General features: G+C 72.3%; 15 protein-coding genes. 10 read left to right on the top strand and 5 right to left on the bottom strand.

The window, feature by feature from the left end:
* Positions 1 to 333 precede the first annotated feature (333 nt).
* Both ACZ7SW_RS20200 and ACZ7SW_RS20195 read left to right on the top strand, forming a co-directional pair.
* A complete protein-coding gene (locus tag ACZ7SW_RS20200; RefSeq protein WP_470231945.1) occupies positions 334 to 537 on the top strand; it encodes a cold-shock protein in 204 nt (67 codons plus the stop codon).
* A 94-nt stretch (positions 538 to 631) separates the two neighbouring features.
* Positions 632 to 1,219 carry a DUF6292 family protein gene (locus tag ACZ7SW_RS20195; RefSeq protein WP_470231944.1) on the top strand — a complete coding sequence of 196 codons (588 nt, stop codon included), beginning with the start codon at positions 632 to 634 and terminating at the stop codon, positions 1,217 to 1,219.
* 439 nt (positions 1,220 to 1,658) lie between these two features.
* Here the strand turns inward: ACZ7SW_RS20195 and ACZ7SW_RS20190 are convergent, their stop codons facing one another.
* A complete protein-coding gene (locus ACZ7SW_RS20190) occupies positions 1,659 to 3,941 on the bottom strand; it encodes an ATP-binding protein (RefSeq protein WP_470231943.1) in 2,283 nt (760 codons plus the stop codon).
* A gap of 167 nt (positions 3,942 to 4,108) precedes the next feature.
* Complete coding sequence (locus ACZ7SW_RS20185) at positions 4,109 to 5,134, bottom strand: helix-turn-helix domain-containing protein (RefSeq protein ID WP_470231942.1); 1,026 nt, start codon at positions 5,132 to 5,134, stop codon at positions 4,109 to 4,111.
* Positions 5,135 to 5,284: 150 nt separating this feature from the next.
* On the opposite strand from ACZ7SW_RS20185, the gene ACZ7SW_RS20180 reads away from it, so the two are divergent.
* A complete protein-coding gene (locus ACZ7SW_RS20180) occupies positions 5,285 to 5,941 on the top strand; it encodes a cutinase family protein (RefSeq protein ID WP_470231941.1) in 657 nt (218 codons plus the stop codon).
* A 260-nt stretch (positions 5,942 to 6,201) separates the two neighbouring features.
* On the opposite strand, the gene ACZ7SW_RS20175 is transcribed toward ACZ7SW_RS20180, so the two are convergent.
* Both ACZ7SW_RS20175 and ACZ7SW_RS20170 read right to left on the bottom strand, forming a co-directional pair.
* The gene (locus ACZ7SW_RS20175) at positions 6,202 to 7,281 is read right to left on the bottom strand and encodes a DUF6801 domain-containing protein (protein ID WP_470231940.1); all 1,080 of its coding nucleotides are present in this window, start codon (positions 7,279 to 7,281) and stop codon (positions 6,202 to 6,204) included.
* A gap of 66 nt (positions 7,282 to 7,347) precedes the next feature.
* Positions 7,348 to 8,589: a DUF6801 domain-containing protein gene (locus tag ACZ7SW_RS20170; protein ID WP_470231939.1), complete on the bottom strand. Its 1,242-nt coding sequence runs from the start codon at positions 8,587 to 8,589 to the stop codon at positions 7,348 to 7,350.
* A gap of 320 nt (positions 8,590 to 8,909) precedes the next feature.
* Between ACZ7SW_RS20170 and ACZ7SW_RS20165 the strand changes: the two genes are divergently transcribed.
* From ACZ7SW_RS20165 to ACZ7SW_RS20155, 3 genes are read left to right on the top strand one after another with little or no spacing between them, the layout of a single operon-like run.
* The gene (locus ACZ7SW_RS20165) at positions 8,910 to 9,473 is read left to right on the top strand and encodes a hypothetical protein (RefSeq protein ID WP_470231938.1); all 564 of its coding nucleotides are present in this window, start codon (positions 8,910 to 8,912) and stop codon (positions 9,471 to 9,473) included.
* Entirely contained in the window at positions 9,470 to 10,654 is a 1,185-nt protein-coding gene (locus ACZ7SW_RS20160) for a lipase family protein (protein ID WP_470231937.1), read from the top strand. Before ACZ7SW_RS20165 ends, ACZ7SW_RS20160 begins: the two co-directional genes overlap by 4 nt.
* Positions 10,655 to 10,684: 30 nt before the next feature.
* Complete coding sequence (locus ACZ7SW_RS20155; protein ID WP_470231936.1) at positions 10,685 to 11,194, top strand: GtrA family protein; 510 nt, start codon at positions 10,685 to 10,687, stop codon at positions 11,192 to 11,194.
* A gap of 225 nt (positions 11,195 to 11,419) precedes the next feature.
* Here the strand turns inward: ACZ7SW_RS20155 and ACZ7SW_RS20150 are convergent, their stop codons facing one another.
* Positions 11,420 to 12,616, bottom strand: a complete 1,197-nt coding sequence (locus tag ACZ7SW_RS20150) for a PucR-like N-terminal domain-containing protein (protein WP_470231935.1) — start codon at positions 12,614 to 12,616, stop codon at positions 11,420 to 11,422.
* A 195-nt stretch (positions 12,617 to 12,811) separates the two neighbouring features.
* On the opposite strand from ACZ7SW_RS20150, the gene ACZ7SW_RS20145 reads away from it, so the two are divergent.
* The 4 genes from ACZ7SW_RS20145 (at position 12,812) to ACZ7SW_RS20130 (ending at position 18,208) form a co-directional block, all read left to right on the top strand.
* A complete protein-coding gene (locus tag ACZ7SW_RS20145) occupies positions 12,812 to 14,011 on the top strand; it encodes a PucR family transcriptional regulator (RefSeq protein ID WP_470231934.1) in 1,200 nt (399 codons plus the stop codon).
* Positions 14,012 to 14,472: 461 nt separating this feature from the next.
* Positions 14,473 to 15,435 (top strand): alpha/beta fold hydrolase, encoded by a 963-nt coding sequence (locus ACZ7SW_RS20140; RefSeq protein ID WP_470231933.1) that lies wholly within the window; start codon positions 14,473 to 14,475, stop codon positions 15,433 to 15,435.
* A 196-nt stretch (positions 15,436 to 15,631) separates the two neighbouring features.
* Positions 15,632 to 16,978 carry a PucR-like N-terminal domain-containing protein gene (locus ACZ7SW_RS20135; protein ID WP_470231932.1) on the top strand — a complete coding sequence of 449 codons (1,347 nt, stop codon included), beginning with the start codon at positions 15,632 to 15,634 and terminating at the stop codon, positions 16,976 to 16,978.
* A gap of 33 nt (positions 16,979 to 17,011) precedes the next feature.
* Positions 17,012 to 18,208 carry a PucR-like N-terminal domain-containing protein gene (locus ACZ7SW_RS20130; RefSeq protein ID WP_470231931.1) on the top strand — a complete coding sequence of 399 codons (1,197 nt, stop codon included), beginning with the start codon at positions 17,012 to 17,014 and terminating at the stop codon, positions 18,206 to 18,208.
* The last annotated feature ends 52 nt before the right edge of the window (positions 18,209 to 18,260 follow it).

Raw genomic sequence — 18,260 nt, 5'->3', positions numbered from 1 at the left:
GCGACCGCGGTGATCGCAGGCGGAAGAGCGTCGTCACGGCTCCGCGTGACCAGTGCCGGGGAAGCACGGCGCGAACCCGCTGACCGCCACGCTACGCCCTCCCGGCGGGACTCGCCGCGTCAGGGCTGGAAAACGCAGATCGTTTGACGGTTGCCGCCCGGCTGTGGTCCACTAGGGGCGGTTGAAGATTTTTGTGTTCGTTTTTCCTGACGCCCGCAGAGGTTTTTGGCGAGTGTCGGCATATGCCTTTCCGGCTTCTGATTTCCCGCGCTCGCAGCCTGGCCGCCTCGTCCGAGGCCGTGCCGCATGTTCGACGCGACAAGGAGTTCGTGAATGTCCGAAGGCACCGTGAAGTGGTTCAACGCCGAAAAAGGCTTCGGTTTCATCGCCCCCGACGACGGCGGCGCCGACGTCTTCGTCCACTACTCGGAAATCGCCGGCGGCGGTTTCCGCAGCCTGGACGAAAACGCCCGGGTGCGGTTCGACGTCGGCCAGGGCAACCGCGGCCCGCAGGCCACGGCGGTGTCGGTCCTCTGACCACCACCGCATCGGCGGGCCGGCCGCGGCGACGCGGCCGTCCCGCCGCCCCGCCGTCGTATCCGGCTCTCCGGCCGGCCGCGAGGCGCCGGCCATGACGTCGATCATCTCCCCGCGCCCCGCCGAGGGCCCGGCGGCCCGGTTCGCCGCCTCCCACGCCGACGGGCTGCGCGAGCGCGACGACCACCGCGACCGCGCCGCCCGCACGGTCGCCCGGATGGCCCGCGACCGGCAGGACAAGATTCTTCTGCTGTCGATCCTCGGCCTGGAACCCGCGGCCGGAACCGGCCCGCCGGGACCCGACCTGGCGACGGCGCTCACCCACTACACCCGTCAGATCGCCGAGCGGATCGGCGTCCCGGCCGAAGCGGTGACCTGCGAGGTGACCGATACCGCGACCGCCTATCTCGGGCTCACCGCCCGCACCGCCGATCTCCCCCGGCGAGACCTGATGCTCGTCTGGGACGAACGGCTCGGCTGGTCCATCGCGATCGAACCGCGCGGCGACGACCAGCCGCCGGTGATCTGCCGCCTCGGCCGTCAGATCGCCCCGCCCCCGGCCGCCGTCGCCCAGTTCGTCGCGGACGTCCTGCGCGGGCATCGGCGCGGACAGCTCAGCCCAGTGCCGCCGCCACTCGACCGGGCGGCCCTGGCCGCGCACATGACCGCGATCCCGGCCTGACCGCCCGGACGGACCGCACCGAGACCGGCTGGGTTTTCCCGGCCGGTTTCGGCTGTCCGGACGCTAGGTTGCGTCAACGCCACCCGCCGGTCCGGACCCCTTGTCGCCTCCCGGCGCGGTTGCGCGATTCGGCGGGAACGCGCCCAACCAGCTGACCGGCCATCGGGCGGACCACAGCGGCGACGCCGGAACCTCTCGAGCGCGATCCGGCGCGGAGAACGCCCCCTCGGACCGCAGCGGGAACGGATCCGTTTCCCGGTGGCAGCAACGAGTTCTGTCTTCGTGGAGTACCAGCGACAGGGCCCGGGCCTGAAAGTCGACGACTGTCCACCGTGGTCGCAGGTACTCCCGAGACGCCTTCCCCGCGCGCGTCGGCCGAGCGCCCTCTATCTGTCCACATAGGACATCACGCGACCGCGCCGGCGCGAAGCATTCGCGCTCAGGACTTCCTCTCGTTCGCCCAGATCGCGACCTGGGTCCGGTTCACGAAGTCCAGCTTGTTCAGGATGTGCTGGAGATGCGTCTCCGCGGTGCGCTGCGCGATGACCAGCCGCGCGGCGATCTCGCGGTTGCTCAGCCCGGCGGCGACCAGCCGGGCGATCTCCGATTCGCGCCGGGTCAGCGGCGCGAGCGCGGGAGGGCGGCCGGGGTGCGGATCCGGCCGCGCGGGGTCGGGGGCGGCCAGGATGTCGCGCGGGTTCCGCTGTTTCCCCGCGGCGAAGGCGTTCTCGAAGGCGGCGTCGCTGAGCGCGTCCCGGGTCGCTTTGATCATTTCCCGGTGCGGCATGGCCACCGCGACGTCCGGTTCGCTGCCGCACCGCTCCCAGAGCGCGGCGGCGGTGCCGAACAAGCCGGCGGCGCGCGCCGCGTCGCCTCGTTTCGCCGCGACCCACGCGAGCCCGTCGACCCGGTAGGCGGCCGACAGCACGTCCGGGCCCTGCAGATCGATCTCCAGCGCCTCGCGCAGCGCGCGCTCTCCGGCGTCGAGGTCGCCGCCCAGCCAGACCTCGACGACGCCCAGCCCGAACAACGCCATCGAGCGATACCGCTTGTCGCCCGCCTCCGCGCACATCCGCCGCATCCGTCCCAGCAGGCCCCTGGCCCCGGCGAGATCTCCCCGGTACGCCATGGCGATTCCCTGGAGGAACATCGGGTGCATCTGCCGGCGCGGGTCGCCTCGCTCGCCGAAGATCCGCACCGCCTCGGCGGCGTGTTCGAGGACGCGCGGTTCGACTACGAGCATCGCCACGAAAGCCTCGGCGTGGGCGACGAAAGGCGCCGCGTCCTCGTCCTCGACGGCCGCCGCCAGATCGAGCCGCTGGCGCGCCCGCGGCACGTCCGCGTGCAGTGCCGCGCACAAGGCGGCGATGGCTTGGCCTCGCGCCCGCCCCGGCGCGCCGGGTGCGGCCGCCGCCAGCGCGCGGTCGATCCACTCCCGGAGCTCCCGGGCGGCCCCGCGTGCCGCCCAGTATTCGACCAGGCAGGTGGACATGCGCAAAGGGACGAGTGCGTCCTCGGCGGTGCGCAGGGACCACGCCAAGGCGGCCCGGATGTCGGCGTGCGACTCCGACAGCCGGGCGAGCCAGTCGTCTTGCCGCGGGCCGAACCATTCGCCGCTCGCCTGCTCGAGCAACCGGTCGTGCCAGTCGCGGTGCCGGCGCGCGAACAGCTCGGCCGTTCCGGCAGCCGCCAGCCGTTCCTGCCCGAACTCGCGCAGGACGTGCAGCATCCGGTAGCGCACCCGGGTCTCGCCGTCGACACGCATCAGGACCGACTTGCCGACCAGGCCGTCGACGGCGTCCAGCACCGCCGCCCGGTCCAGTGCGGGACCCTCGCCGTCGCGGGTCTCGGCGAGTTCCTCGGCCGCGGACAAGTCGAACGGGCCCGCGAACACCGAACAGCGTTCCCACACCGCGCGTTCGGTGCCGTCGCACAGGGAATAGCTCCACTCGACGGCGGCGCGCAAGGTGCGTTGCCGGTCCGGAAGGGTCCTGGCGCCGGTGGTCAAAAGCGTCAGGCTCTCCCCGACCCGCTCCGCGATCTGCCGCGGCGACAACGTGCGCAGCCGAGCCGCGGCGAGTTCGATCGCCAGCGGAAGCCCGTCCAGCTGACGGCACACGCTCACCACGTGCCGGGTGTTGCTCCCGGTGAGCCGGAAGGACGGCACCACCGCCGAGGCCCGGTCCGCGAACAGCCGGACGGCGTCGGAGGCCAGCGCCTCGTCCGGGTCGGCGACGTCGTCCGCGGGAACCGCGAGCGGGGCGATCGGGAGCACGCACTCCCCCGCGATGTCGAGCGAGCACCGGCTGGTCGCCAGGATCGCCAGCTTCGAGCAGCGGCGCAGCAGCATGGCGGCGAACGCGGCGCATCCGTCGGCGAGGTGTTCGCAGTTGTCCAGCAGCAGAAGGAGCTTCCGCTCGCGCAGGTAGGCCAGCACCGCGTCCCGCGCGCTGCGGTCGGCCGTGTCGTGCAGGCCAAGGCAGTCGGCGACGACCTGCGCGAGCAGGCTCGCGTCCTGCAGCTCGCCGAGCGGGACGATCGCGACCCCGTCCGGGAACGCCCGGGTGACCGCGCTGGCGGCTCTCCCGGCCAGCCGGGTCTTCCCCACGCCGCCCGGCCCGGTCAGGGTGACCAGCCGGTACTCGCCGAGCAGCCGCCGCACCTCGTCGCCCGCGCCGGCGCGCCCGACGTAACTCGTCAGCTCCGCTGTCCCGGCCGCCATCGCTCCCACTCCCGCAGCTGTCCAGGTCCAGCCCATTTGACCGGAACCCGGAGCCGTTGTCCACGCGGGAGGACCGGGGCCGGCACGCTCCGGCCCCGGGAACGAGGCCGTCCGGGGAACTAGGCGCCTCGCTGACGAGAATTCGGCGGACCCGTTTCGGCGGCTCCTTACCCGGTCGGCCGGAGCTTGCGCGCCCGCAGCGAAATCTCGAGGCCGAACCGCTCCTCCGGATCGTGCAGCCGGTCGCCGAAGAGCGCGGTCAGGGTCCGCAAGCGGTTCCGCACCGTCTGCGGGTGCACGCCGAGGATCCCGGCGATCTCCGGGGCGCTGCCGCTCGTGGTGAGAAAGGCGAGCAACGTCTCCGCCGCCCGGTCCCGTGCCGTGCGCGCGAGGACTTCGAGCGGCGCGAGGCTGCTCGTTTCCAGCGCGGAGCGCAGGACGTCGTCGGCCAGCAGCCAGTGCGTGGTGAGGTGGTCGTCCCAGCGAACGCGGCGCGCGTCCGGGAGCACGCCGCGGCGGAGCAGGCCCAGGGTGCGGCGAGCCCAGCGCAACGACCTGGCGGTGTCCTCCGGGGCGACCTCGGGTCCGATCGCGGCGCGGACCCCGAAGTCCGGCACCGGCGCCGCGGCGGGCAGGACCGCCCACGGTTCCGGCGCGCGCCAGTCGCACAGCACGTCGTCGGCAGATCTCGGCCCGCCCGCGTCGAGGGCCACCGCGACGACGGTGTCCGGGAGCGGCCAGCCCGCTTCTCGGGCAAGGGCGTCGAGCGCCGCTGGCCGGGGTTTGCCGAGTTCGGCGAGCAGCCGGGACCGGGCACGTCCGCGATCGCCCTTGGCCGCGGCTCGGGCGCCTTCGGCAGCCAGCCGGGCGATCGCGTCGACCCCGGCCAGCAACCGTTCGACGGCACCGGCGAAGTCCGGAGAACGGGCAAGCACCGGCAGCGCACGGCGGGCACCTGCGGTGAGCGCGCGATGCAGCCGGTCGAGATCGCCCGTCGCCCGCAGCTCGGCGGCGCCGAGAGCGCGGAACGTCTCGGCGCCCAGCGGTGCCGCGACGGAAACGCTGGTCGAGCCACGGCCCAGCACGAACGCGAGAAACCGCGTCGCACCGCGGTCAAGCAGCCGCGCGGACTCCGGCAGCCGTCGGCGGACCTCGTCGAGCACTGCCGCCGCGACCGGCTCGTCGGTGAGCATGTCCGGATCGTGGCCGCCGCGACCGGGCGGAGGCGTCGTCGAAACTACGCATCTTCCGCGCATACGCAGAATCGCCGATGCGGAGCGGGCGCCGGCGCCGCCAGACTCCGTGCGTTCGCACCGTCGCGATCTTGAGAAAAGGTGATCCGGATGCGCTTTGCCCGTCCCGCCGGCCTGTTCGCCGCCCTCCTCGCGAGCACCGGGATCCCCGTGCTCGCCGGCTCCCCGGCCGGAGCCGCCGCCTGCACCGACGTCGACGTCGTCGTCGCGCGGGGCACCGGCGAACCCGGCCCGCTCGGGGTGATCGTCGGCGGCCCGGTCTTCGCCGCCCTGCGAGCCGGTCTTCCCGGGAAATCGGTGAGCTCCTACGCCGTCGAGTACCCGGCCAGCCTGCAGCCCGATTCCGCTTCGCTCGGGAATCAGGACCTCGTCGACCACGTCACCCACCAGGCCGAAGCGTGCCGGAATCAGCGGTTCGTGCTCGTCGGCTATTCGCAGGGCGCGAACGTGGTCGCGAACTCTGTGGGCGTCAGCAGCGAAGGCGCCCTCGTCGGCGGGCCAATCGTCGCGACGCTCCCGCCGGAGGTGGCGCCCCGGGTGGCCGCGCTGCTGACGTTCGGGCCGCCGATCGCCAAGCTCGGCAAGCACATCACCGGCGAGTACCAGGACCGGACGAAGGAGTTCTGCGCGGCCGGGGACCCGATCTGCCGCCCGGCCGGGACGAACATCCTCGCCCACCTCAGCTACTCCCGCAACGCCGGCGAAGCGGCGGCGTTCGCGGCCGCCCGGGTCGACGCCGGGCAGTAATCCGGGACAGGATCCGCGCACGGGCGCGGAAGGCCGGGTGGTCCGGGTCTTCCGCGCCCGGGTCTCCGTGTGTCCTATGTGGACAGTATGCAAGCGACCAGTCCGACGGCCGCTTGTGCCGGGCGAACGCCACGCGCACCCGGCCGCGCAGAAGGATTGCCCCGCAAGCGAATACCCCGCAACGGGGCACGGTGACGGCCAGGATCACCGGCCAGCACCGTGCCCCGCCTCCGAACCCCCGGGTCTGGGCGAACCTCCGGTCAGCGCGGCGTCAGCGCGACGGAGAACGTGTTGCCCTCTCCCTGAAAGAGAGAGCTGAGATAAGCGGTCAGCGCCCCGCACCCGGTCAGCGGCGGGATCGCGTACGTCCCCGCCACCGATCCGCCCGTCGTCAGCGCGAATCCGCCGCCGGTGCGCAAATCGACCGGGATCGGCGCGCTCGCCCGGCAGCCCGCGTCGGCGACCGGAAGCCCGAACAGCGACACCTGCGGCAGTGCGAGAGCGAGCTTCGAGTGCGCGACGAATCCGCCGTCGGCGAGTTCGCCGGTCTGCTGGCCGTCCGGCGTGAAGCGCAGATCAGCGGTGCCCGGCACGAACCCGAAGAGCTTGAACTCCGCGCGGGCCTGGTCGAACACCGGGGCTCCGCTGAACGACGGCTGCGTGGTGACGGCGAAAGACCCGGCGAGAGGCACCGTCGTCCCCAAGGTTTTCAACGTCGTCGTTCCGGTGAGAGCGAAGTCGTACGCGCTCTGCGCGGTCCCGACGTCGAAGCTCAGCAGCACCGCGTCCTGGCCCGGGTCGAGCGTGCAGTCCGAGGTGAACGAGCCGAGTCCGGTGAACGAACCGTCCGCCTTCTTCGGCGTGAGCCGCGTGCTGAACCCGCCGAGGGTCACCGTCGCCTTGCCCGCGTTCGGCACCGGGATCGGCGGCACCGAGCCGGTCGCCCGCGCGGTGAACGGCCCGGACTGCGGCAGCGCCGCCTTCGGCACGGTCAGCGGCACGGCCACCGGTTTGGTCAGCGGGCCGTTGGCCAGCGTCATCCCTGCGGACGCCGTCCCTTCGATGCTCGCCGCGCCGACCAGCGCCAGGCCGCGCACGGCCTTGTCCGGCACGGTCACCGCGACCTCGAGGCCCGAGGTCGTGACCGGGCCGCCCGGCGCGGACGGCAGGTCGAACGACGCCTTCACCTCGACGGCCAGTTTCTGTTCCCCGATCAAGGGAAACGGGCAGGTGTAGCCCAGCACCTTGCCCACCCGCGTCGCCGCGGACGCGGGAGGGGCGGCCGCGCAAACGGCGAGGCAGGCCAGACCTGCCGCGAGCAGCGAGCGGGCTTTCGTCACGTGGTCCCCCTTTCCGGGGCATGGCGCCGGTCCCCGCCGCGCCGCGACGGGGACCGGCAGATCGGGCTACTGGCGGGCGAGGTTCAGGTCGAGGGAGTTGCCGTCGCTCTTGGCGAACCCGCTGATCCAGTCGTTGAACGAACCGCAGTTCCGGAACGCCGACAGCGCGTAGGTTCCCGACAGCTTGCCGCCCTTGAGCAGGTCGAAGCCGTCGCCGGTGCTCATCTCGCTGGTCGACGGGCTGACCGTGCCGCATTTGGGGTCGCTGCTGATCGGGAAGCCGAACAGGCTGACCGTGGGCAGGAAGACGTCGAACTTGATGTGCGCCTTGAACCCGGTGCCCACCAGTTCGCCGCTCTGCGTGCCGTTCGCCACGACCTTGACGGTCGCGCTGCCCGGCAGGAACCCGAGCAGCTTGAAGTCGGTCTTGGTCGGCTCGATCTTCAGGTCGCCGGTGAACTTCTTGGCCGCGATGTCCACGTCGGCGTCGAACCCGCCCTTGATCGGCGCGGTGCTGCCGAGCGATTTGAGCGAGGTCTTCCCGTCGATGCCGAACACGAACTTGCTGCCGCCGGGCGGCGGGGTGCTCGAGGTCGGCGGCGGGGTGTCCGAAGTCGGGGGCGGGGTGTCCGAGGTCGGCGGAGGGGTCTCGGACGACGAGGACGGGGGCGGCGGCGTGGAGGTCCCGCCGCCGTTGATGGTGATCGTGGCGAGGGTGTTGTTCTGGCCCGGGTCCTGGGTGCACGGCGCGTTGATGGTGCCGTCCGGGGTGATCCCGGTGACCGAGCCGTCCGCCTTGCGCGGGGTGACCTTGAGAGCCAGGTCGCCCACGGTGATCTTCGCCTGGCCGGCCTGGGTGAAGGTCAGCGACGGGGTCTTGCCGGTCGCGTTGATGTTCATCTCGCCCGAGGGCGGGATGTTCGTCTTGTCCAGCGCGATCGGGACGCTGACCGGCAGGTCGAGGCCCGGCGCGGCCACCTTGGCGCTCGCGGTCGCGCTGCCTTCCAGGGTCGTGGCCCCGATCAGGGCCAGACCGCTGACCGTGTCGGCGTTGATGGTCGACACCGCCTTGATGTCGAAGGCGCCGGTCGCCTGCCCGGCGTTCACGGTCTTCGGCAGGTCGGTGTTGATCACCACCTTCAGCGACTGCGAACCCACCAGCGGGAAAGTGCAGTGGTAGTTCAGCGTCAGCGAGATCGGGTCGGCGGCACTGGCCTGCGCCCCGACGACCAGCGCGGCGGCGACGAGCCCCACCGCACCCGCGGCCGCGGCGGCCGCCATCTTCTTCTTGCCTCTTGGGTGACTCACGATGGTCCTTCCGTGTATCAACAGTGATACGAAAAGGCGGAGCGTTTTAACCGGAATCGCTACCGATCAGCAAGCTAGCGACTGCGGACAGCGCCGATCAAGAGCTTTTCCGGAAAACCCTCGGCCAGTTCGGCAAATTGTCACATCGGCACGCCGCCGCGCCCGGTTTCCTAGCAGGCGCAGGCGACTTTCCCCTGGCCTGGCGAGGCAAAGCGCCGCTGACGCACATGACAAACACCGATCCGGAAATGTTGACGCGCGTGCCAATACAGCATTCCGTTCTTGCCCGCCGACGACCGTGCTGCGTAGCCTCGAAAACCATGAAACGAATGCACAGCGCGGTGCTCGCGATGTCGGCGGCCGTGCTCCTGTCGTGCACCGCCTGTTCCTCGGACGCACCCGCGGCCTCCGGCCGGCACGCCGATCCCGCCGCGGTGGCCTGGGTCGGCAAGGTGTGCACGAGCGTGGCCGCGGGCTCGGCGAAGCTCTCCCAGCCGCCGGCAGCCGACAGCGCCGCCCCCGGCAAGACCCGCGACGCGATGGTCGCGTTCCTGGACCGGCTGAGCTCGGCCCTCGGCGACATGGCGGGCGGCATCCGCGCGGCCGGGGTGCCGCCGGTGCCGGACGGGCAGTCCGCGGTGGACAAAGCCGCCGCCAACCTCAGCGAGACCACGAGCAAAATCGCCGCGACGAAGTCCAAAATGGAACAGGCGAAGGTAAGCGATCAGGCAAGCCTGCGCCAGGCGATCGCGGACGCCGACGCGACCATGGGCCAGCTCGCCGACCCGGAGGGCCCGATCAAGGACCTCAAGGCGAACCCCGAGCTGAACCTGGCGTTCAGCGAATCCCCGACCTGCGGGCGCGTTTACGGGACGAGTTCGTGACGGCCCGCCGCGCGCTCGCCCTGCTGGTCACGCTGGTCCTCGTCCCGGTGTTCTCCCCGGCCGCGGCGGCGGAGCCCGGCCCCGGCCCGGCCGACGACTCGTTCTACACGCCGCCCTCGCCGCTGCCCGCGGGCAGGCCCGGCGACGTGATCCGCTGGCGGCCGTCGAACGCCGGGCCGCGCAAGGCATCCGTCGACGCGTGGCAGGTGATGTACTTGTCCACCAACGCACTCGGGAAGCCCGACGCGGTCACCGGCACCGTGCTGGTGCCGAAGGACGCGAACCGCGCCAGCGCGCCGGTCGTCGCGTTCGCCCCCGGGACGCACGGCCCGGCGTTCGGCTGCACTCCGTCGAAGATGATCGATATGGGCGCGTTCTACGAGCAACCCGGTCTCGACGATCTGCTCGACGCTGGCTACGCCGTCGCTGTCCCGGACTACGAGGGCTACCAAAGCTCCCCCCAGACGACCTACGTGGTGGGACGTTCCGAAGGCCCGGCCGTGCTCGACGCGGTCCGCGCGGCCCAGCGGCTCGCGCCGGCCGGGCTGTCCAGCACCTCCAAGGTGGTCTTCCGCGGCTACTCCCAGGGCGGCGGCGCGGCGGTGTGGGCGGGCGAGCTGCAACCGTCGTACGCACCGGAGCTGAACCTCGCCGGGATCGCCGCCGGCGGGGTTCCGGCCGACCTCGTCCAGGTGACGCTGCAGCTCGACGGCAAGTTCGGCTTCGGGGTCTTCGCCTACGCTCTGCTCGGCCTCGACCAGGCGTACCCGGAGCTGAAGCTGGACTCTTTCCTCAGCGACGACGGCCGCGCGAAGTTCGCCGAGATGAAACAGAGCGCGTGCACGTTCGAACTGCTCACGACCTACGCGAACCAGAAGATCTCCGACTACACCACGAGTCCTGGCTACATCCAGCCCGCGTGGGTCGCGCGGCTGAACGAGAACAAGCTCGGCGGCACCCCGCCGAAGGCGCCGCTGTTCCTCTACCACGCCACCGGGGATCAGCTGGTGCAGTTCGCGCAGGCCGACACCCTGCACAAGGCTTACTGCGCCGCCGGCGTCCAGGAGACGTGGAAAACCTACGACACCGACCACATCACGCTGGTCTACACCGGCAACGCCGATGTCCTGGCCTTCATCAAGGACCGGATCGCGGGCAAACCCGCCACGTCGAACTGCTGAACCGCGGCCCCGGCATCTTCAGGAGGAACCATGCCGCAGCCGCGGGAACTGCTGCGCTTCGCCGTCGTCGGCGCGGCCGCCTACGGGGTCACCATGACGGTCGACTACAGCCTCAAACTGACCGTGCTGCAGGAAAAGCCGGTGACCGCCCTCGCGATCGCGACGGTCGCCTCGACAGCTTTCGCGTACCTGCTGTCCCGCCGATGGTCGTTCGTGGACAGAGGCGGCCATGGCCGTCTGCGAGAGGCGACCCTGTTCTTCGCCGTCAACGCGGGCGCGGTGGCGGCGAACCTCGTGCCGCTGCTGGTATCGCGCTACGTTTTGCGCCTCGAAGAGCCGCATGTCGGTTATCTGGCACAGGAAATCGCCGACTTCGTGGCGGGAATGGTGCTGGGCACGTTGGCGGGCACGGCGTTCCGGTGGTTCGGGTACCGGAGGTGGGTGTTCCCGCGACCGGCGTCGCGGAGCGCCGACGAAACCGGGCTTGCCGCGGAACGGCTTCCGGGGTCGCGAGGTGAGCAGGTCGCCAAAATTCCTTAGCCGGGAACAGTTTTTCCGCCGGACCGGGCACGGCTCAGCTCACTCCCGGTCCCGGAGTGCGCGTTCCGCTGGTTCGGCTACCGTCGGCCGGTGTTCCCCAACCGGCACCGCGGAGCGCCAGCGAACCGGGCTCGCCGCGGAACGGCTCCCGGGATCGCGAGCCGAGCAGGTCGCCGAAGTTCCCTAGCCAGGACCAGGTTACCGCCGGAACCGGGGCCGCGCAGCTCACTCCCGGTCCCGGAGCGCGCGTTCCGCCAGCAGCGCCAGTTCCAGCCGCAGCCGTTCGCCGGGGTCGGTCAGGCGCTCTCCGAACAGCTCGGCGAGCGTCTTGAGCCGCGCGCGGACCGTTTGCGGGTGCAGGTCCAGCATCCGCGCGAGTTCCGGAGCGCTTCCCCTGGTCTGGACCACTGCGAGCAAGGTCTCCGCCAGGTGCCCGCGCCGCCGCTCGGGCAGCCCGGCGAGCGGCGCCAGCGTCGTCTCGGCCAGCTGTGCCGCCAGGAACTCGTCGGCGAGCAGCAGCAGCGCGGGCACGTGGTCGCGGCACCAGACCACCGGGCCCCGCGCGTCCAGCAGTCCCCGGGCCGACAGGTCGGCCGCGCGGCGCGCGAGCCGGAACGATTCGGGCGCCGAGCCGGACGGCACCAGCGGGCCGACCGCCGCGGTCCAGCCCGCGGGCAGCCCGGCGAGTCCGGCCAGGTCCGTATCCGGGGCGGCAGTCAGCGCGGCGGGCGGATCGCCCGCCGGGTCCGCGAGGACGTGGTCGGGCAACAGTCCCGGCGGAAACGCGGGCGCGCCCGGCAGCGCCCGGAAGGCCACCGCCGCGACGCGCGCGGGCAGCGGCGGTCCGGACCCCGCGCCGAGACTGTCCACTTCGGCCGGCGGCTGGCCGCTGAGCACGGCGCGAAGCACGCGACGGCTCCGCTCCCCCTCGCCGGACGTCGCCGCCTCGGCCGCGCTGTAGCCCTCCGCGACCGCCGCGGTCGCCGTCTCGACATCGCCGAGCATGCCTTCGGCCATGCCGTAGACGACATCGCCGGACAAACCGGTTTCCTGGGCTATGTCGGAGATCCAACGCCACATCACCCGGCTCGCGACGCGCACCGCCGCCTGCACGGACTCCCGGCTCAGTCCCTCGTGGAACGCCGTCTTCCCGTGCGCGCGGAAATCCGCCAGCCGGTCGCTCTGCCACATCGCGGGAGCGCCTACGCGGTCGATGTCCCGTTCGATCCCCTGCCGCGTCCGCTCGATCGCGGCCGCGCGCCCGGGGTCGCGGTTGAAGCACGGGTAATATTCCGGAACCTCGGCAGCGATGCCCTCCACGCAAGCCCGGGCGATCTCCGGGATCCGCGGCCGCACCGCGTCGCCGAGCCGGCGCGGAAGACGGGCCCACACCGAGGCGTCCGGGGCGGCGGAACTGTGCACGACGATTTAATCCCCTACTCGGAAATTGACGGTTCAGGAATAACCGGCATCAGCTGGCACGGAGCGTAGAACGCACCCTCGTCCGTGTCAAAAGTGCGTGTTCGCGTCCCCCTTTCCGGTACTGTTCGTTGATTTTTAGTGACGCCCGCTTTCCGCTACGCTCGCCTCCCGCCCAAGCGCCTCGAAGGGGGATTCGTGGTCGAGTACCGCAGCTTCGACCTGCTGGCTTCGCTGCCGCGCTCGCTCGGCGCGTGCCTGCGCCCGCACGCCGCGCACGCCGCGGCCGCGATGATCCGGGAGACCCAGCGCACGGTCCCGGCCTACGGCCAGCCGCTCAAGGGAGTCTTCGGGAAGGTCCTGGTCAAAAGCGTCGAGTACGCCGTGCTGCACTGCGTCGACTCGATGGGAGCCCCGGACCTGCCGCACGACGAGTGGATCGCGTTCTACCGCGACCGCGGCCGCGTGGAGTTCGGCGAGGGCCGCAACCTCGACGCGCTGCAGGACACCGCCACGACCGGGGCCAGGGTCGCCTGGCGGGCGATGCACCCCGCGGTGGTCGCCGCGGGCGTCGACCCGGCCGTCATCTCGGTCGGCGCGGAAGCCATCTTCGCCTACGTCGACGAGCTGTGCGCCACCGCGATCGCCGGCTACCAGCAGGCACAGGCCGACGCCGAGGGCGCGGTGCCGGGCCGGCGGCGAAGGCTGCTGGAGCTGATCGTCCAGGCCCCGGAAGGCGCGGCGAGCAGCATCGCCGAGCTGGCGAACGGGGCGGGCTGGCCGTTGCCCGAGACGGCCGCGATGGTCGCGCTGGAGCGCGGACCCGGCGCCCCCGGCTTCCCGGCCGATTCGCTCGGCGACGGCGTTCTGGCCGACCTCGACGGCCCGGAGCCGCACCTGCTCGCCAGCGACCCGGACACCGACCTGGCGGCGCTGACCGCGCTTCCCGAGGGCTGGCGGGCCGCGGTGTCGCCGACCGTGCCGCTGGCCGACGCTCCGGCCGCGCTGCGCACCGCGCGCCGGGCGCTGCAGCTGTCCGGTCCGGTGACTCCCGGCCCGGTCGTCTGGTGCCGCGACCACCTGGCCACGCTCTGGCTGCTCGCCGAGGACTTCCTGGCCGCCGAGCTGGCGCGGCAGAGCCTCGACCCGTTCGCTTCGCTCAGCGCCAAACAACGCGAACGGCTCAGCGAAACCCTGCTGGCCTGGCTCGAAACCCGGGGCGGCGCACCGGAAATCGCCCAGCGCCTCGGCGTGCACCCGCAGACGGTGCGCAACCGGCTGCGGCAGCTGGAGGGACTGTTCGGCGACCGGCTCAAGGACGCCGACGACCGCCTCGGCATGCAGCTCGCCCTGCGCGCCCAGCGCCTCATGCGCGCCCATCGCCCGCCGGAGAACTGACCGCGGGCAACGCCGTCGCGGCCGGCCGGCACCGGGGCGGCCGCCGGACGCGTTCGAGCCAGTACCGGCGAATCGACTGGCGGAGCGACCGCGCGACCGCCTCCCGGGGCACCCGGCACCCCGCCCCGCCCGGCAACCGGCTCGCCGGCATCGGCAGCACCCTTCGCCACGACCCGCGAGCCGGCCGCGAAGGCGGATGGTGCCCTTGAGGGGCGAAATGGATCGTGGCGCGGCAGGACATCAGCGCGCCCGGTGCGGCATTGCGACCATGCCCCGAGGATGACCCGGGCGCCGTCGCGATGTCGACAGCCCGCGGCGCGGTCCCGGAAAACTCGCACGCGCGAACGCTTTTTTCTTTTCTTTCCTGTCACTCCCGTCCCGGATTCCCGGAAAGTGGCGTTTGCCACAGCGCGCGGGAGAAGCCGGCTGGCCTAATTTCGGTTTCCCGAGAAAGGCTTCCGATGAAACCCGAGACCCTTGAGACCTGCACTCTCGTCCTGCACGGCCGGCGGGTCCGGCTGCGCGAATACCGCCCCGCGGCGGACACCGGCGACGAAGCGATCGTGCTGCTGCACGGGATCGCGGGCAGCGCGGAAACCTGGACGCCGGTTTTCGACCGCCGCGCGGCGATCGGCCGGCGCGTGCTGGCGCTGGACCTGCCCGGGCACGGCGGATCGGAGGCGCCCCGCGCGGACTACGGCCTCGGCACGATGGCGAGCATCGTGCGCGACGTGCTCGCGGTGTCCGGGGTCCGGCACGCCACCGTCGCGGGACACTCCCTCGGCGGCGGCATCGCGATGCAGTTCGCCTACCAGTTCCCGGAAATGTGCGACCGGCTGGTCCTGGTCGGCAGCGCCGGGCTCGGCCCCGAGGTGAGCCCGGTGCTCCGTGCCGCCGCGTTGCCCGGCGCGTCCGCGGTCCTCGCGCTGACCGTCAACCGGGCGACGCTCTCGCTCGCGCGCGGGGCGGCCCGGCTCGGCCGCGCGCTCGGCGGTTCGTTGAAAACTGAAACACGCGAATTGGCCCGGCATCTCGGTTCGCTGGCCGATCCCGCGCGGCGGCGGGCGTTCCTGTCCATCGCGGGCAGCCTGCTCGACCTGCGCGGCCAGCGCGCGAGCGCCGCGGAGAAGCTGTACCTGGCCGAATCGGTGCCGATGCTGCTGGTCTGGGGAGCGCGCGACCCGCTCATCCCGGTCGAGCACGGGCGCCGGACCGCCGCTCTGCTGCCGAACAGCCGGCTGGTCGTGCGGGAAAACGCGAAACACTTTCCGCACGTGGCCGACCCGGACGGTTTCTGCCTGCTGCTGAACGAGTTCGTCGCGGAGACCGCGCCCGCGCGGCTCACCCTGGACGACGTGGCCGCCACTCTCGCCGCCTCCGTCGGGCAGACGAAAACGCCCGCCGGAAAATTGTCATCCGCGTAGCATCCGGCGGCCGCGGAGATATCATCCGCGCCCACCCGTTTCCACCCGTTCGGGTGTAGTCCGGTCGGGCGACGGATACGGCGGCCTCCGGCCCGTTGACACTGCCGTTCTCGTGAAATTATGTTGCCGGTGCCGCAAAATCTGGATCGGCTCCGACCGCGAAGAGGCCGGTTTTGTTGCCAGCAAGGATAAAAACATGACCGAAGTGGACTCCGGATTCGCCCGCCCCGCGCTGCGGGACCACCGGCCGCGTTCCGGCGAACGCCTGTCCGGGCCCGCCGTCCGGCCGCCGTCCGGGCCGGCCGAACCAGTCCGCCCGCCCGCTCCCCGGGCCTCCGCGGAGACCCGGCCGGTCCGCGCTTCCAGCGCGCTCGGGCTGTGGGCGTCGCTGCCTCGGGAGCTGGCGACCCGCTTCACGCCGCGGGTCGACCCGCTGGCCAGGGCCATCCTGCGCGAGGTGCAGCTGGCGGTGCCGGAATACCGCCAGCCGATCGAAGGCGCGTTCGGGCAGGTCATCACGCAGGGGGTCCGGCACGCGATCGTCCAGTGCCTCGACAGCGTCGGCCAGCCCGCCGCCGCGCCCGCCGCCGCCTGGACCGCGATCTTCCGCAACCTCGGCAAGATCGAGTTCGCCGAGGGCCGCAGCCTCGACTGCCTGCAAACCGCCTATCGCGTCGGCGGACGGGTCGCGTGGCGGCACCTCGCGGAATTCGGGCAGTCCGCCGGGCTCCCCGCGGGAACGCTGTGCATCGGCGCCGAAGCCATCTTCGCCTACGTCGACGAGATCTCCGCGCTGTCGATCGAGGGCTACACCGCGGCCCAGACCCGGGCGGCCGGGAACCTGGCCCGCCGCAGGCGCCGGCTGCTCGACTTGCTGCTCGCCGACCCGCCGTCCGCGCCGCAGGCCATCGCGGCGCAGGCCGCCGCCGCGCAGTGGGGGCTGCCCGACGAGGTCACGGTCGTCGCCCTCGAACCGCGCTCCGGCCAGCACCGCCTCGCCACCCCCGACCTGCACCCCGACGTCCTCGTCGACCTCGAAGGCGGCGAACCGTGCCTGGTCGCGGGCGATCCGGACGAGCAGCTGGCCGGACTCGCCGAGCGGCTGCCCGGCTGGCGCGCGGCGGCCGGCCCCGCCGTGCGGCTCGCCGAAGCGCCCCGGTCGCTGCTCTGGGCGCGCCGGACGCTGCGGCTCGTCCAGCGCGGCGTGCTGCCGGACGTCCCGGTGACGCATTGCGCGGACCACCTGTCGACGCTGTGGCTGCTCGCCGACGAATTCCTGGTCCGCGAACTGTGCGAGCGCAGCCTGGCCCCGTTCGGCGGCCTCACGCCCAAGCAACGCGCCCGGCTCGGCGAAACCTTGCTGACCTGGCTGCAGTCGCGCGGCAGCGCGCCCGAGATCGCGAAGATCCTCAAGGTGCATCCGCAGACCGTCCGGTACCGCCTCCACCAGCTCACCGAACTGTTCGGCGACCGGCTCGACAACGCCGACGACCGGCTCGACCTGGAGATCGCCCTGCGCGCGGAAGCGCTGCTCGGCTCCTGACCCCCGCGTCATCCCAGCGAAGTGGTGAGGCCTGTGACAGGACTGTCCGGCGAGACAGCCTTCGGACCGATGCTGAGCGGAGACGGACGGCCCGGGCGGTTGTGGGCGATGCTCCCCCGCGAGCTGGCCGCGGTGTTCCGGCCCCGGCTGCTGGACGTCGCCGACGACGTGCTGCGCGAGATCCAGCGCACCGTCCCGGGCTACGCGCAGCCGCTCCACGGGCCGTTCGGCCGGGCGTTGCGGGGCGGCGTGCAGACGGCGATCCTGCAGTTCGTCGAACGGATCGCCGCGGGCGGCGCGGTCTCGGACGAGCGCCGGAAGGTGTTCGTCGAACTGGGCGTGCACGAGTTCGAGCAGGGCCGCAACCTCGACGTTCTCCAGGCGGCGTACCGGATCGGCGCGCGCGTGACCTGGCGGCGGATGGCCGAAGTGGGCACGCGCGCCGGGGTGCCGTCGGCCACGCTGTGCCTGCTGGCCGAAGCGATCTTCGCCTACATCGACGAGCTGTCGGCGTTGTCGGTGGAAGGACACGCGGCCGCGCGGGCCCGGGCGACGGGGGCGAGGGAACGCCGTCGGCGACGGCTGCTGGACCTGCTGCTCTCGGACCCGCCCACCCCGATCCAAACGCTGGAGGAAGCCGCAGCGGACGCGGCGTGGCCGTTGCCGCGCCGGCTGGTGGCGGTCGCCCTCGACGGACCGGCCGACGTCGTCGGGCTCGACGCTCTCGAAGACCTCGAAGACGCCGCGCCGCGCCTGTTGCTGGCCGCACCCGAGGAACGGGGTCCGCTCACCGCTGCCCTGGCCGGCCGCCGGGCCGCGGTCGGGCCGCCGGTGCCGCCGCCGCGAGCGGGCCGTTCGCTGACAGCGGCCCGCGAGGCGTTGCAGCTGGTCGCGTCCGACGCGCTCCCGGACGAGCCGCTGACCTGGTGCGCGGACCATCTCGCCACACTGTTGCTGCACAAGGACCCGCTGCTCCCGGCGAACGTCTCCCGGCGCAGGCTGGCTCCGCTGGCCGCGCTGACCTCGAAGCAGTACAGCCGGCTGGCGAGGACTTTGCTCGTCTGGCTGGAAACGCGCGGCAACGTCCGCGAGGTAGCGGACCGGCTGGCCATCCATCCGCAGACCGTCCGCGCCCGTGCCCAGGAATTGGAAGCGATGTTCGAGGGCCGGTTGTGGGATCCGGACGACCGCTTCGAGCTGATCCTCGCCCTCCGCGCGACCCTGACCTGACCGCAAGTTCAAGGTCCGTGAGGGGAACCCTGAGGGAATCAGATTCCCTCAG

This window comes from Amycolatopsis sp. NPDC114484, from assembly GCF_055633755.1.
The sequence above is the reverse complement of the archived record's forward strand: the minus strand, read 5'-3'. Positions and strand labels throughout refer to the sequence as shown.